The organism is Limnothrix sp. FACHB-406 (assembly GCF_014698235.1).
GTDB lineage: Bacteria > Cyanobacteriota > Cyanobacteriia > CACIAM-69d > CACIAM-69d > CACIAM-69d.
In genome coordinates, this window is the sequence record NZ_JACJSP010000008.1 from 47,974 (window position 1) to 62,136 (window position 14,163).

At 54.8% G+C, this 14,163-nt stretch carries 14 protein-coding genes; 6 read left to right on the plus strand and 8 right to left on the minus strand.

Annotated elements, in window-relative coordinates; genetic code table 11:
* Nucleotides 1–95: 95 nt before the first annotated feature.
* The gene (locus H6G53_RS09930) at nt 96–692 is read left to right on the plus strand and encodes a DUF3318 domain-containing protein (protein WP_190532499.1); all 597 of its coding nucleotides are present in this window, start codon (nt 96–98) and stop codon (nt 690–692) included.
* Nucleotides 689–1,372, plus strand: a complete 684-nt coding sequence (locus H6G53_RS09935) for a hypothetical protein (RefSeq protein WP_190532502.1) — start codon at nt 689–691, stop codon at nt 1,370–1,372. The genes H6G53_RS09930 and H6G53_RS09935 overlap by 4 nt, the downstream gene beginning before the upstream one ends.
* Nucleotides 1,373–1,475: 103 nt before the next feature.
* On the opposite strand, the gene H6G53_RS09940 is transcribed toward H6G53_RS09935, so the two are convergent.
* Entirely contained in the window at nt 1,476–2,129 is a 654-nt protein-coding gene (locus H6G53_RS09940) for a class I SAM-dependent methyltransferase (protein ID WP_190532673.1), read from the minus strand.
* A 117-nt stretch (nt 2,130–2,246) separates the two neighbouring features.
* On the opposite strand from H6G53_RS09940, the gene H6G53_RS09945 reads away from it, so the two are divergent.
* Nucleotides 2,247–4,457, plus strand: coding sequence for a caspase family protein (locus tag H6G53_RS09945; RefSeq protein ID WP_190532505.1), 2,211 nt, complete (start codon nt 2,247–2,249; stop codon nt 4,455–4,457).
* Here the strand turns inward: H6G53_RS09945 and H6G53_RS09950 are convergent.
* Nucleotides 4,449–5,294 carry an S-adenosyl-l-methionine hydroxide adenosyltransferase family protein gene (locus H6G53_RS09950; protein ID WP_099531734.1) on the minus strand — a complete coding sequence of 282 codons (846 nt, stop codon included), beginning with the start codon at nt 5,292–5,294 and terminating at the stop codon, nt 4,449–4,451. The two genes, H6G53_RS09945 and H6G53_RS09950, sit on opposite strands and share 9 nt — an antisense overlap.
* Before the next feature lie 293 nt (nt 5,295–5,587).
* Between H6G53_RS09950 and H6G53_RS09955 the strand changes: the two genes are divergently transcribed.
* On the plus strand, nt 5,588–5,749 hold the full coding sequence (locus tag H6G53_RS09955) for a hypothetical protein (RefSeq protein ID WP_190354042.1): 162 nt from the start codon (nt 5,588–5,590) through the stop codon (nt 5,747–5,749).
* 280 nt (nt 5,750–6,029) lie between these two features.
* Here H6G53_RS09955 and aguB read toward each other — a convergent pair whose 3' ends face one another.
* From aguB to H6G53_RS09975, 4 genes are all read right to left on the minus strand, one after another.
* Complete coding sequence (aguB, locus tag H6G53_RS09960; protein ID WP_099531733.1) at nt 6,030–6,890, minus strand: N-carbamoylputrescine amidase; 861 nt, start codon at nt 6,888–6,890, stop codon at nt 6,030–6,032.
* A gap of 53 nt (nt 6,891–6,943) precedes the next feature.
* Complete coding sequence (locus H6G53_RS09965; protein WP_190532508.1) at nt 6,944–7,279, minus strand: nucleotidyltransferase family protein; 336 nt, start codon at nt 7,277–7,279, stop codon at nt 6,944–6,946.
* Nucleotides 7,280–7,302: 23 nt separating this feature from the next.
* Entirely contained in the window at nt 7,303–8,343 is a 1,041-nt protein-coding gene (locus tag H6G53_RS09970) for an agmatine deiminase family protein (protein WP_190532510.1), read from the minus strand.
* 531 nt (nt 8,344–8,874) lie between these two features.
* Entirely contained in the window at nt 8,875–9,174 is a 300-nt protein-coding gene (locus tag H6G53_RS09975) for a 30S ribosomal protein PSRP-3 (RefSeq protein WP_099531728.1), read from the minus strand.
* 291 nt (nt 9,175–9,465) lie between these two features.
* Here H6G53_RS09975 and H6G53_RS09980 point away from each other — a divergent pair, with 291 nt between their 5' ends.
* Together H6G53_RS09980 and H6G53_RS09985 are read left to right on the plus strand one after the other, a co-directional pair.
* The gene (locus H6G53_RS09980) at nt 9,466–10,260 is read left to right on the plus strand and encodes a TIGR01548 family HAD-type hydrolase (RefSeq protein WP_190532513.1); all 795 of its coding nucleotides are present in this window, start codon (nt 9,466–9,468) and stop codon (nt 10,258–10,260) included.
* Nucleotides 10,261–10,356: 96 nt separating this feature from the next.
* Entirely contained in the window at nt 10,357–13,110 is a 2,754-nt protein-coding gene (locus H6G53_RS09985) for a DNA methyltransferase (RefSeq protein ID WP_190532516.1), read from the plus strand.
* 121 nt (nt 13,111–13,231) lie between these two features.
* Here the strand turns inward: H6G53_RS09985 and H6G53_RS09990 are convergent, their stop codons facing one another.
* Nucleotides 13,232–13,678, minus strand: coding sequence for a type II toxin-antitoxin system VapC family toxin (locus tag H6G53_RS09990; protein WP_190532519.1), 447 nt, complete (start codon nt 13,676–13,678; stop codon nt 13,232–13,234).
* 183 nt (nt 13,679–13,861) lie between these two features.
* On the minus strand, nt 13,862–14,155 hold the full coding sequence (locus H6G53_RS09995) for a hypothetical protein (RefSeq protein ID WP_190532521.1): 294 nt from the start codon (nt 14,153–14,155) through the stop codon (nt 13,862–13,864).
* Nucleotides 14,156–14,163: the final 8 nt, after the last annotated feature.

Here is a 14,163-nt window from a genome sequence, read left to right on the forward strand (position 1 = left end):
TTAGCCACAACAGACTTAGCCACAACAGATCCAGACTGCCCCTTTTTCGACTACGGTATTGAGTTTGATGGGATAGGTGGGTTGTGGGGCGATCGATGCCGAATCCTGAGCCAGAAATATTGCGCTTACTGGATCTGTTGCCGGCTTCGGCACGGATGACAATCAAGATTGTGGGTCGTTCAGAGCAACCTCAAGTGTTGTCGAGTGCCTTGCCGTTGCCCTGGCAGCGCGATCGCCCAATCTATGTGAATTTTGAACTGTGGCGGCGAATTCCCCGGCCCCAGCGAGATTTGTTGATGTTGCGCCAATCCTGTTGGGTAATGGGGGTGCGCTGGGTTGAACCCAACTGGTATCAAGGGGCAACCTTGGTGGGCTTGGCCAGCGCCGCTTGGCAAATTAGCCAAGGGGATGCATTGGGGGCAGTGGCTTCCGGTGGGCTGGCGGGCTTGGCCGGCTGGCAAATTTGGCGCAACAACCAGCGAACCGAGCGGGAATTGGAAGTGGATCTCGATGCGATCGCGGTGGCGGTGCGTCGGGGCTACGAAGAACCGGAAGCGGCCCGGTTGTTGCTTGAAGGCATCGAAGCAGTGGCCCAATTGGAGCGGCGACCGGGCATGGAATTTTTGGAATTGCTTCGTTGTCAACGCTTACGCGCGATCGCCGGTTTATCTCCCCTCCGGCATGAGTCATGATCCCTAGGCGATTGGTGCGACGGGTTGCCCTGGTGCCAGTGGTGCTGGCGGTGGGCCTCGGTGGGGGCCTGGGGGCCTGTGGTCGATCGATCCCGGGAGTTTCAGTTCCAGACAGGGCCCCCGGGCCAACGGCGGAGCTGACGGCCACGGAGACCACCCGCCCCACCCCAACGGGCACGGCGGGGTATCAGTACCAAGCGCCCAATCGCAGTTTTCAAATTTGGTTTCCGGCCATACCCGACAGCTCAACGGATCCCTGGGTTTCCGCTCATTACGACGGCGGCACACGGTTCTATTACGCCAGGGGTGATCAGGCGGGGCCGGCCATTGATTCCGCCAATTCCAGTTCATTGCCACATTACCTTCAGCATGTGGCCACGGGGGTGGCGTTGCAGTTTGGGGCCGAACGGGTTCAACGATCGGAATGGGTGCGATCGAGCCAATGGCCAACTCTCAAATTTTCCTTTCAAAATAAGCGCGGCATTCAATACGAAGCCCGCGCCATTTTTCGCCCCGCCTATAGCCAATTATTTGTGCTGGTTTTTGGTACCACGGCGGCGGAGTCATCGATGGGTTGGCCGGAATCTCGGGCCTTTTTCCAATCCTTCCGCCCGATCGATCCCGTCCCTTCTGAACCGGCTAATTCGCCCGATCGCCCTGATCCCACCCCGGTGGATTAACCCCAAGGATTGAGTTCCCGTGAGTTAATCCCCCGGAATTGGTCTCAAATCAAGCGATCCCGAATCAAGCAATCCCAAATCAAGCAATCCCAAATCAAGCGATCTAGGCAACCGGTTCCCGTTGGGCAATGACGGCATAGAACGGATCACCACCGCCTAGCCCCAACATTTTCAGGAAGGCGGGCCCGCTCGATCGCTCGATTATGTATTTCGGCTTGCCAAAGCCAGGCACATGGTTGAAATATTCACAAACCAGGGCCACTCGATCGGTTTCGGAGCGATCGCGCCAGGCTGCGATCGCCTTTTGATAGAACATCCGATTGGAAAAACTAACAATGGCAATGCCGCCGGGTTTCAGAATGCGATGAATTTCACTGAAAATTGCTTCCGGATATTGCAAATATTGCACGGAAACCGTATTCAAAACCGCATCAAAATAGGCATCTTCAAAGGGAAGTTTCAAATCTACATTTAAGTTCTGCACAATGGAGCGATCGAGCCGAGGATTTTTGGCCAATTCCGCCGCATTCATCCCATGGCCCACCACCTCCGCAAACGTTAAATTTTCCGGTAAATGGGAAACCCAACTGCTCATCAAATCCAGAATCTTGGTGTTGGGTTGCAGTTGTTGGCCATAGAGCTGAGTCAGCCGATCAATAAACCCCTCATCCACATGGGTTACCAACCGTGGGTCTTGGTAAAAAAAGTTGTCGTTGCTGTCATCGAGTTTGGTGCGATCGTCGGGACGGAGCAGCATCATGATCGGGCAGAAAAGCGATAGAAATGGGCAATCAATACTAGGGTACAGAAAATTGCTGGTTGAGCCGGGGAATCACCGCGCTAGGATGAGGCGGACGGCGGCGAGTTGAAAGCTATGGCACTTTCGCGACGAGACTTTTTGGGGCGATCGGGAGCGGCGCTGGCCGGATGGGGGCTGGCAGAGGCGATCGCAGCCCAACGGGTGGCGCAAGTGTTGGCGGAACCAACCGGCCGGCGCAAGGCCCTGTTAATTGGCATTAATCAATACGAACCGACGGCGATCGCCCCCAACACGGCCTCGGTGGCCTTGGAAGGTTGCCTGAATGATGTGGCCCTCTGGCAAGAGCTGCTAACTTCGCGGTTGGGCTTTCAGACGGCGGATGTGGTGACCTTGACCGATCGGGCGGCGGGGCGGGCCCAATGGCAAGCGGCATTGGAAGACTGCGCGGCGGGACTCCGGGCCGGTGATGCGGTGGTGTGGCAATTTAGCGGCTATGGGGGCCTGTTGGCCGATGGAACGGGCCTGTTGGTTCCGGTGGATGGCCATTTGGCCACCGGAACCCGTGAGGCGACCCCTGCAGAGCCGATCGCCCCCCTGCGCGATTGGAGTGAAGTCACGATTCAAGACTGGCTGCGATCGCTGCCCACGGAACGGGTGCTGGGCGTTGTGGATGCGGGATTTGCCCCTGCTCCGGCCCAAGCTTGGGTTCGCCATCGATCGCGCCCGATGCTCACCCCCGGTGCTCTGGATCCGGAAGAACTGGCTTGGCAGCAACAGTTACGCCGCGCCCGATCGGGGCGATCGACCGCCGCCAGCGGGTGGTGGTTGCGGGCCAGCCAGCCCGATCGCCCCGCCCTGGAATTGCCCCAATCGGGATTTGTGGCCGGGGCCTTCACCTGGGCTTTGGTGCAACAACTTTGGAACAGCCTCCCCGCCAGCACCCTGTGGTTTGACCTGGCTCGCACCGCCGCCCAGGTTACGGATCAAGGGGGCCGGCAACAGCCGATCGCCCAACGGCTGGGGGCCGCTGCGATTCGGGAGAATATTGGGGAAAAAATTGGGGGAAATATTGGGGAAAACTTGGGGCAATGGTTGGCCACGGCAGCGGGGCCCAGCGCGGGCACAGTCTTGGCCACGGATTCGGTGAATCGCACGGTGACGGTGAGCTTGGCCGGCTTGGCCCCTGCGGTGTTGGCAGGCGCAACCCAGGGTCTCATTCTGGAACCCGCAGCCACGAATTCAGCGGATGACACAGCCTGGATTGGGGGACTGCGCATCACCAGCCGCAATGGTTGGCGGGCGATCGGGCAACCGGTGACCGAAGACAGCCGCGATCGCCCGGTTGAGGCCTTCGCCTGGCAATCGGGGCAACTTGTGCGGGAACGGTGGCGCATTTTATCCCGCAACTTGGAGCTACAGGTGGCTCTCGATCCAAACTTTGAGCGCATTGAGCGGATTGATGCCACCAGCGCCTTTGATGCCTTGTCCCATGTGACGGTGGTGAATCCCGAAAACCGGGCGATCGATGCTTGGTTTGCCCGGGCGGCCCGCCCCACTGCCAATCCTGACCCCAACGGAGACGAAGCCAAAACCGCCTATGGCCTCTGGCGACCGGGCCAAACCCTCTGGCCCAACACGGTGGGTGAAGGTGGCGAAGCGCTCAAGACCGCCGTGCAGCGCTTAGGGCCACAATTACATAGTTTGTTGGCGCGGAAACTTTGGCGGGCCACGCTGAATCAGGGAGCCGGTTGGCCCGTGCGCATCACCCTGGCGGCTTTGGAAACGCCCGATCGCCCCCTTCTGCAATGGAGCACTTTGCCCAACGCTGGCAGTGCGATCGGCCCCAACAGTTCGATCGCCCCGGCCACCTTCACCAGCGGCAACCGGCCCCAACTCACCCTGGAAAATGCCGGAACCGTTCCCCTGTGGGCCTTAGTGTTGCAACTGGATTCCCTGGGACGAGCCACCCTGGTGCAAGACCTGGGGCAGGATACGGAGCCGGGCCAAACCCTGTTGGCCCCCAACAGTCGCCAAACCCTCAGTTGGCCCGCTGCCCCCAGTCGGGGCTTGGGGTCGCTGTTGGTGTGGCTCAGTCGAGATCCCCTGGAGCGGGTGCAGGCCAGCTTGCCCAGCCGGCAAACCGGTGAGGGCGATCGCCTGTGGCCCCTGGCGCAACCGCTGGCCCTGGCCCGCCAACTGTTGGAAGATCTCCAGCAAATCAGCGTGAATCATGCTGCGCCCCCCAGTCGATCGCCCAGCCCCGATAGCTATACCCTCGACTGTCGGCAATGGATGGCCTGGGAATTGCCCTTTCGGTTAATTTAGAAACTCCACCAGGATTCGATCGCCCCGATTCAGATTCAACCGCTGGGCCGCATTCCCCCCCGCACAGGCCACCTCCACCCAATCGTGGCTACCCACCAGCGCCACAAAGTCATGGAGCGATCGGCTGCTGTAGGTGAGTTGCGAGGGAATCAGTTGCTCGCCAATGCGCACGCGCCAGGAGCGATCGCTCACCCGTTGGGCCGGAATGGTGGAAATTAGATTGCCAAAGTGATCCACATGCTGCACCACTCCTTCCAAGCTGGCCGGGTTGGCCCCGGCCGCCGGATGGGACACCAAACCCGGCAACGGCAAATTCACTAAACTGGCCGGGTCGATCGGGTTACCCAAATCCGCCAACGGAACCCCATTGGCCAAGTGGGCCGCCACGGCCGCAAAAATATCGCGGCCGTGGAATGTGTGGCTCGGGTTCGGCAATCGCCAAAAGTTGCGCTGGGTCAGCACCACGGCCGACTCCGCCGGGAATTGCGCCAACAGCCCACTCCAAAGGCCGTTGTCTGGGCCCACCAACCAGCCCCGATCGAAGGCGATCGCAATCGGCCGCCGTTCGCCCCCCACTCCCGGATCCACCACCGCCAAGAACACCGTCCCCAACGGAAACGCCGCCGCCGAATTGGCCAACACAAACCGCGCCGCCCACAAATCCTGAGGGGGAATTTGGTGAGTCAGATCAATGGTGGGAATGGCGGGATTGACCTGGGCGATTACCCCCTTCAGCACCCCCGCATAGCCATCGGCCGTGCCAAAGTCCGTCAACAGGGCGATCGGCCGAGGCGGCGCTAACCAAGCGGTGAGGGGAACTGTTGAGGAAAAATCCATGGGTTACCGGAAGATGGGGGCCTTGAGCATCATTTGAACATCAGTTAGTTGAATCGATTCTGAAAAAAGATAAATTTTCTGTAATAGCTGATACTTTCTGAATCAAAATTACGCTATCTTAGCAATGGAAGGCCCTCTAAGGAGTGGCTAGTGTCGCCAGCCGAAGCTAATGATTGGCTTCTGCAAGCTGAATCATCGCAGCATTCGCGCCTTCTGTCGTCTGGTTGGTCACTTCAACGATCGTCCCAGGCACTCTCAACCCCTATCCACCTTTCGTCGATCGTTTCCTAGCCATGTTTGGAATCCGCCGCAATCGCCCCAACCCCGCCCAAGTTGCGCAAGTTCACCGCGAAAATCTGCGCAAGCTGCTGGAACACCGCATTGAAGTGGCTCGCGCCAAGGGTGACAACGATTTGGTTCGTAGCCTCGAAGCCGAAGCTGAGTACCTGAAATAACTGTCAATCCGTCAATTAAGAGCTGATTCAATTTGTTCAGAATCGCTTGTCGATCGGCGCTTGGGTTCTGCGTTGTCGCAAGTTCCCGTCCGTCTGAATCTTCCAAGGAAAAGTCATCACATCAAAGCTGCCTGGGTCGAAAAACCTGGGCAGCTTTGTGTTTGGGCTGCTTTCAGCAGTTCTTCCCAGCGGGTTTCGATCGATCAGTTTTGATTGAGATTGCGATCCGCCTTGGGACTGCCACGAACCGACGACCCAGGCGGTTGTGCAGATGGTTGCTTTAGGCGGATTCCGTCAGTGCCCCATAGAACTCGGGCCGGCGATCGCGGAAAAAACCAAAACTGGCCCGATCGAGCGCCGTCTGAGTCAAATCCAACTGAGCCATCAGGATTTCGGGTTGATCGATCGCCCCTTGGGTCAGCAGCTCGCCCCGGTGATCGCAAATGAAACTCGTGCCGTAGAACTTTTGCCCCTCTTCATTGCCGATCCGGTTGGCCGCCACCACGGGCACGACATTACAAACCGCATGGCCCAGCATCGCCCGCATCCACAGGGGCCGCGTATCCAGATTTGGCTCCTGGGGTTCCGAGCCGATCGCCGTGGGATAGAGCAGCACTTCCGCCCCCATCAACACCATCGATCGGGCGCATTCCGGGAACCACTGATCCCAACAAATGCCGACACCGAGACAGCCAAACCGGGTGTGCCAAACCTTAAAGCCCGTGTTGCCCGCCCGGAAATAGAACTTTTCTTCGTAGCCGGGGCCGTCGGGAATGTGGCTCTTGCGGTAGAGACCGAGGATCGAGCCGTCCGCGTCGATCGTTACCAAGCTGTTGTAGTAATGCTGGCCATCCCGCTCAAAAATCGAGGTAGGAATCACCGTGCCCGTTTCCCGCGCCACCTGCTGCATGGCCACCACCGCCGGATGTTCCGTGGCGGGGTAAGCCGAGGCGAAAAACTCCGCCCGTTCTTCTTTGCAAAAATAGGGCCCTTGAAATAATTCCGGCGGCAAAATTACTTGCGCCCCTTGGCTAGCTGCTTGACGAGCAGCGGCCACAACGCGATCGATATTGTCCTGTAAATTCCAGGTTTCAAAGGCATCTTGCAGGGCGGCAACGGTGACGGTTCGATGGTTTGTCATGGGTTGAAAGGGATGGTTGTTGGTGATGGAAATAGACTCTAAATCTAAACTTGCTATCTGAGTTTGTAGAGAATATAGGCTTCAGATAAAACGCGATCGCGAAAATATCGGCTGAGTTCTGCCGGTGTTCGCAAATCAACAACTTTTCCAAAGAGCTGAGTCAGTTCATCCTGCATCGTCACAATTTGGAACCCTGGTGTTTTACCCGGTAAAAACTGCACCAAAATATCCACATCGCTATCATCTCGGAAATCTTCGCGCAGAACAGAACCAAAGAGCGCTAACACTTGAATGTGGTGACGCTGACAAAAATCCTGAATGGCCAGTTCAGGAATTTCAATTGGGAGAGCTTTAGGAGCAACCTGATGGGTAATTGGGCGATCGAGCATAGAACGATTCCAAATCGCGATCGCTAGCGGGGTTGCTGTTGGGAAATGCAGTGGAACGAGCCACCCCCTTGCAGGATATTTTTGGCGGGCAAACCGATTACTTCCCGATCGCCCCAAATATCTCGCAAATCCTGGGCGATCGCCTGCAAAGCCGCCACCGCTGCCCCATCAAAGGGCGAACCGTATTGGGGCACAATCACCCGCGTATTGCTGATATAGAAATTGACATAGCTGGCGGCCATCAGCTCGCCCTCCTCATCTTCCACGCGACCCGGTGATGGGATGGTCAACACCTTGATTGCCCGGCCCTTGGCATCCCGTGCCGCCTTCAACGTGGCGATCGCCTCTAGGAGCGCCTCCCGGTTGGGGTCATCGGGGCCGCTGGGTTCCATGCACACCACCGTCCCCGAAGCCACAAACCGCGCCAAATTGTCCACGTGGCCATCGGTGTGGTCGTTTTGCAGCCCATCGCCCAGCCAAATGATTTGCTCAATGCCCAAGTTGGATTTCAGCTTGGCTTCGATGTCCGCTTGGGAGAGGTCGGGGTTGCGGTTGGGGTTCAGCAAGCATTGGCGGGTAGTTAGCAGCGTGCCTTCGCCGTCGTGGTCGATCGCCCCGCCTTCCAACGTCCAAGAATGGGGCAAAAAGTCCACGCCCGATTGGAGGGCGATCCGTTCCGCCACCGAGTCGTCATGATCGAGCAGATATTTGCCACCCCAACCATTGAACCGAAACCCGATCGCCACCGGTTCCCCCAAACTGTCGCGCAAAAACAGCGGCCCCGTGTCCCGCAACCAAATATCCCCAAAGGGTTCGTCGTAAATTGTGGCTCCCAAGGGTTCCAGGGCGGCTTGGGCTTCCGCCACCTGGGCCGAACCGCAGGCGAGCACGTGCAGCGCTTCCCCACGCGGCTGGCCAGTGGCGGGGTCGCAATCGGCGATCGCCCGCGCCAGACCCAACACCTCCGATTGCACATCGCGATAGGCATCGAGCCACAAATCGGGATGGCTGGGCCAAGCCAACCAAACCGCCGCGTGTTCGTGCCATTCAGGAGGGAAATACATGGGACGTGATGAGAATTGCAGGACTGAAGATGATCAAACGATTGGAAATGGCGGTTTGAAATGGCGATCAAGCACATTTCGTAGGGGCGCACCGCCGTCATTCGCTTCAACTTAAGCTGTTTTAACCGCGAAAATGGCTGATTCCCTCATCCCCCAGCCCCTTCTCCCAAGTCGGGAGAAGGGGAGTCAGAATAGCCCCTCTCCCGCTCTGGGAGAGGGGTTGGGGTGAGGGCAACCCGGGAGTCGCTAGAACGACAATTTCGTTAAGTTGAAGCCAGTGACCGCCGTGCGCCCATCTGTGGCGTACTTTGGCCTAACCGCGCTACTACCGGGCTGATGGGGTCAATGCTGCGTTCACCCTAGCCGATCGAGGTGAACAGCCGGTTAAGCCCGACGGAATTCAAACTGCATCCAAACCCAATTCAGCCAAAAATCAAGCGCGATCGCCCCAAGGCCACCGCGCTGATCGAAAACAGCGATTCAACGGGGATTGATCGACAGCTTTGCAGCCCGATCGCCCCCCATTGCTCACTAGTTGCTGCCCGTGAACACCAAATCGGGAAATTTGTCTTGGGCTTCGGCCAGAGGACGCTTGCGGCCTTCTTCTTGCCAGTAGTTGATAATTTCCGTGGCGCGGTTCAACAATTCCACCCGATCGGACTCCGAAATCCAATGCTTGGATTCCAGCTCCGACTTCAGTTGTTCCCACGCATCGTTCCGCGGCCAGAAGAAATAGGCCGTCAGCGGGCTGGTTCCTTTGCCCACAACTTGATCCACCGCCAAAGCGACGTTTTCTTCAAGCCAGAGAACCTTTAAAATAAACTTCGACAAGCTGATGCCTCCAAGATCGACTGCTACGGGTATTTGGCAAGGGTTCGGCCAGTCGGGATCTTCAGACGAAATTTACGCGACTCCAGCGGGTCTTCAACTCGTCCAGGGCGATCGCAACTGACGACAGCACAGCAGTCTATCGTACCGCAAGGGGGCGGTTGACGATCGCCTTTCCGCAATTAGCAGCGATCGGGTCATCGCCACAGGCCCCCAGATCGCCACGATGTCGCCATGATATGGTTGCGGCTGTTGAAACAGGATTGCAGATTATTCTGTTGATTGACCCTTTCCATGACTTCCAATTCTCTCCAGGCGATCGCGGTTTTTGACATTGATGGCGTAATTCGGGATGTGGGCCAGTCCTACCGCCGCGCCTTGGCGGACACGGTGGAAGCCTTCACCGATGGCCAATTTCGCCCAACGATGGCGGACATTGACGCGATTAAAGCCGAAGGATCTTGGAATAACGATTGGTTAGCCTCTCAGGAATTTGTCTATCGCTTTTGGGAAAGTCAGGGGCGATCGCGCGCAGAATTGGCCCTGAACTATGACGAATTGGTCTTGTTTTTCCAACAGCGATATCGCGGCCCCAATCCCGAAGATCCCAGCAGTTGGACGGGCTACATTTGCGATGAACCGCTGCTGGTCGATCGCGCCTATTTTGAACAGCTCACCGCGGCCCAAACGGGCTGGGGATTTTTTAGCGGCGCAACACCGGCCTCAGCCAATTTTGTTTTAACTCAGCGGGTGGGGCTAATCGATCCGGTGTTGGTGGCCATGAATGATGCGCCGGAAAAACCTGACCCCACGGGCTTGCAAATGGTGGTCGATCGCCTGGAACCGGCCGGGTTGCAACTGCCGGTGATTTATGCGGGCGACACGGCGGCGGACATGCAAACGGTGCTGAATGCGCGCAAAATCGCCCCCGATCGCCGTTGGATTGCGGTGGGCATTTTGCCGCCCCATGCCCTGGTTGATTCGGCCACGCGCGATCGCTACACTGCCACTTTGAAGGCCAATGGCGCAGATGTTGTGTTGTCGTCGGTAACGGAATTAACGGGCGATCGAATTCGAGATTGGCATTAACTGCGGCGGCTTCGATCTTGAACGAGGCCTTGAACTCAGCATTTGGCCCGACAATAGGGAGCAGTTCGATCGCACATTTCCCATGGCTTTGCCCCTATGGCTTTGATTGATCCGGCTCCGTTGTTGGCCTTTTCGGAAGCAGCAAAAGTTTTTCGAGGCGATGAAAAAGGCGAGGCCCAAACCTTTTTGAATCGCTTTTTTGCGGCCTTTGGCTATGCGGACGCGATCGCGGCGGGGGCGGTGTTTGAAACGCGGGTGGCCAAGGGCAGCGCCAGCGGCCACACAGGCTTTGCGGATTTGGTGTGGCGATCGAGCGACAAACCGCCCCGGCCGGGGGTGCTGTTTGAAATGAAAAAGCGCGGTGAACCCCTAGAAAAACATCGCCGCCAAGCCTTCACCTATTGGGAGCGCCTGGTTCCAAACCGGCCGCGCTACGTGGTGTTGTGCAATTTCGATTGGTTTTGGATTTACGATTTCGATACGCAAATTGATGAGCCGGTCGATCGGATTGCTTTGGCAGATCTCAGCCAGCGATCGAGTGCATTTGCGTTCATGAAGCCGGGTGAAACAAAGCCGGTTTTTAACAACAATCAACAGGAAATTACCCAAGAAGCTGCCATGCGGATGGGGCAGCTTTATCGAGACTTAGAGAAGCGACTTTGCACCAAATTCGGAAATTTTAAACCGATTGATATTCAGCGGTTTGTGTTGCAGTGCGTTTTGGCAATGTTCGCGGAAGATCGGGGGCTGTTGCCGTCGGATTTGTTTACGCGCTGCGTTTTGGACTGTTTAGAAGGTGAGAGTTCTTATCAGATTCTCGGTGCGCTATTTGATGAAATGAATCGGAATCATATAGCTCCTGCGGGTCGGTTTCAGGGGGTGGGCTATTTCAACGGTGGTTTGTTTGCCAAGGTGTTGCCGATCGAGCTGAACTCGAAGGAGCTAGAAATTCTGAAGGTTGCGGCCCAAGAGGATTGGAGCCAGATTCGACCGGCGATTTTTGGCAGCATTTTTGAGGGCACGGCGAATGGTGATGAGCGGCGGGCCCATGGAATGCATTTCACGTCAGAAATTGACATTATGAAAATCGTGCGGCCGACGATTTCGCACTATTGGGAAGCGAAGATCGAAACAGCTAAAACGGTGAACGATTTTGAGAAATTGCACCAGGAATTAATCGAGTATCGGGTGCTTGATCCGGCTTGTGGGTCGGGAAATTTTCTCTACGTGGCCTATCAGGAAATGAAGGATCTGGAGAAGGTGATTCTCGATCGCATCTGTGATCTGAAGCAGTCGGTGCAAATACCGCTGAGGTCGGTGAGTCCGCTGCAATTTTTTGGGATTGATACGAATTCCTTTGCGGTGCAGTTGGCGCAGGTGACGATGACGATCGCCCGAAAAGTAGCAATCGATCGGCTCCAAATCAAGGAAGAAGCCCTGCCTTTGGACACATTGGATCAAAACATTGTGCGCCAAGATGCGCTGTTCAAGCCCTGGCCCCAAGCAGATGCGATCATCGGCAACCCACCCTTTTTAGGTGGTAAACATCTGCGATTGAATTTGGGTGACAAATATATCGATCGGGTCTTTGCTCGGTTTCCAGAAGTCAAAGATTCCGTTGATTTTTGTAGCTATTGGTTTCGGTTGGCTCATGATGCATTGCCCGATGGCGGTCGGGCTGGATTAGTCGCTACGAACTCTATTTCCCAAGGCAAAAGCCGCGCTGCTTCATTGGACTACATTGCTCGAAATGGTGGTGTGATTCATAGTGCTGTTTCCACGCAGCCCTGGTCGGGTGAAGCGAATGTGCATGTCAGCATTGTGAATTGGGTCAAGGAGCCAATCTTAGAACCGTATCAGCTTTCGTTGGATGAGGTACTAGTCGAAACCATTAATACTTCACTGAAGGCAACTTTGGATGTAACCATTGCTGCTCGCTTGCAAGCAAATTTAAATTGGTGCTTTCAAGGTGTGATTCCAGTTGGTAAAGGTTTTATTGTCACTGAGGATCAGGTTAAGGAGTGGATCAAGGCCAATCCTAAGAATGCTGAAGTTCTGAAGCTCTTTTCAATGGGAGCAAATTTAGCCAAAAATCCTCATGGAAAACCAGAACGTTGGATCATTGATTTCAATGATCTAAGCTTTGATTCTGCATCGGAATATGTTCAACCGTTTGATCACGTCAAGAAACTTGTCAAGCCTGAGCGAGATCGAAACCGGCGTACCGTCACTCGTGAAAATTGGTGGCAGTATGGCGAAAAACGTCCAGCAATGAGAGCGGCACTTAAACCTCTATCTTGTTACTTTGCTGTTCCTAGGGTTTCTAAATGGGCAATTTTTGTAGACTTCCCTCAAGAATGGTTACCTGGTGATAAATCAACTGTTGTGGCTTCCGATGATCGATATATTTTAGGGATTTTGCTTTCTTCTACTCATCGTGCTTGGGTTTCTGTGCAAGCTTCAACCCTTAAGGCTGATACGGCTTATACCCATAACACTTGTTTTGAAACCTTTCCATTTCCCCAAAAACCGAGCCAAAAAATCATCAACGACATTCGGCAAATTGCCCAGGATTTGCACGATTACCGCACCCAAATCATGGAACAACGCCAATGGGGCATCACCCAGCTCTATAACGGCTATTTCCACGAACCCGCCAGCGGCCTCGCCAAACTCCACGCCAAACTTGATAAGGCGGTGCTGAAAGCCTACGGATTCAAAGCCAGCGACGACATTTTAGAAAAACTGTTGGCGCTGAATTTGGAATTGGCAGAAAAAGAACAACAAGGTGAAGCGATCGTCGGGCCCTGGGCGCTCGATCGCCTGGGGGTCGATCGAGCGAATCAGTAGCATAAGAAAGCCATTGATGCTTCCAGATTAGGGTCAAAACTCACAGAGCGCTAATTCATCGCAAAAACCAAGCGCTCTGAGTAAACATGTTCTGGCTAAAGTCTAACTTGTACTGAGATGATTAAAGCCAGTTTTCTACTTGGAGGTCAATAACTTCCTGCATTCGGAGAAAGTCATCATCTGCCGACACTAGAACTAATTGATGAGTGATTGCAGTTGCAGCAATCCATAAGTCATTGTCACTAAAACCTGAATCGCGAAAAATATTCTTTTGACGCTTTCTTTGATCTTTAGGTCTCAATTTTTCAATGATTCTTGCCTTAAGCACTCCATAAGTATCAGCCACGTCCGAGTTGATCTCATAGACATGAATAGAGCTTAGGAACCTTTGAACTATTATCTGATTTTCGGATTTATATTTTGAATTGGCAACCATATAAATCAGCTCTCCACGAACAATGGCGCAAGTTGCAACGGTATCTTGGTCAAGGCTTTGAAGATGACTTAGGACACGGCTATCTCTGCGAATTATTTTGCTGCAATGATTTGTGTCAAGTAAAAAAGCCATTGCTTCCTCCTGATTAGGTTGATGAGCTTGTTTTGAGAATTTCCGAACTCAAGCGCAGTTTTCTAGATCCATGATTTAAGCACTTTACATCCCAAATTAGCAAAAAAGTGAAAGCCCCAAAAAGAGAATTCTCCTTCTGGGACTTATGGATGATCACAGCAACCCTAAAGCAAACGTCAAGAATTACAGAATTGAATCAAAGGGATTGGGCTGCCAGTCAAACTGAGCTGCGCTGCGATTAGCGCGAACTTGCTGTAAACACTCATCCAAATCATCACCAACCCACGCGCCAATTGTTTGCAGAGCTTCCCAAATTGATCGCCCTGTTGATTTGGGCGATCGCTCAGGGCCCATATCTGTCAAAAGTGGCGGATCTTGATTCAGCCAGGCTCGTAGCTCTGCCTGATCATCCGGGGACAAAGCCACGATCGCTTGTTTTAAGATATCCAGCGATACTTCAAGAGTTAAAAAAGCCATATTTGCCA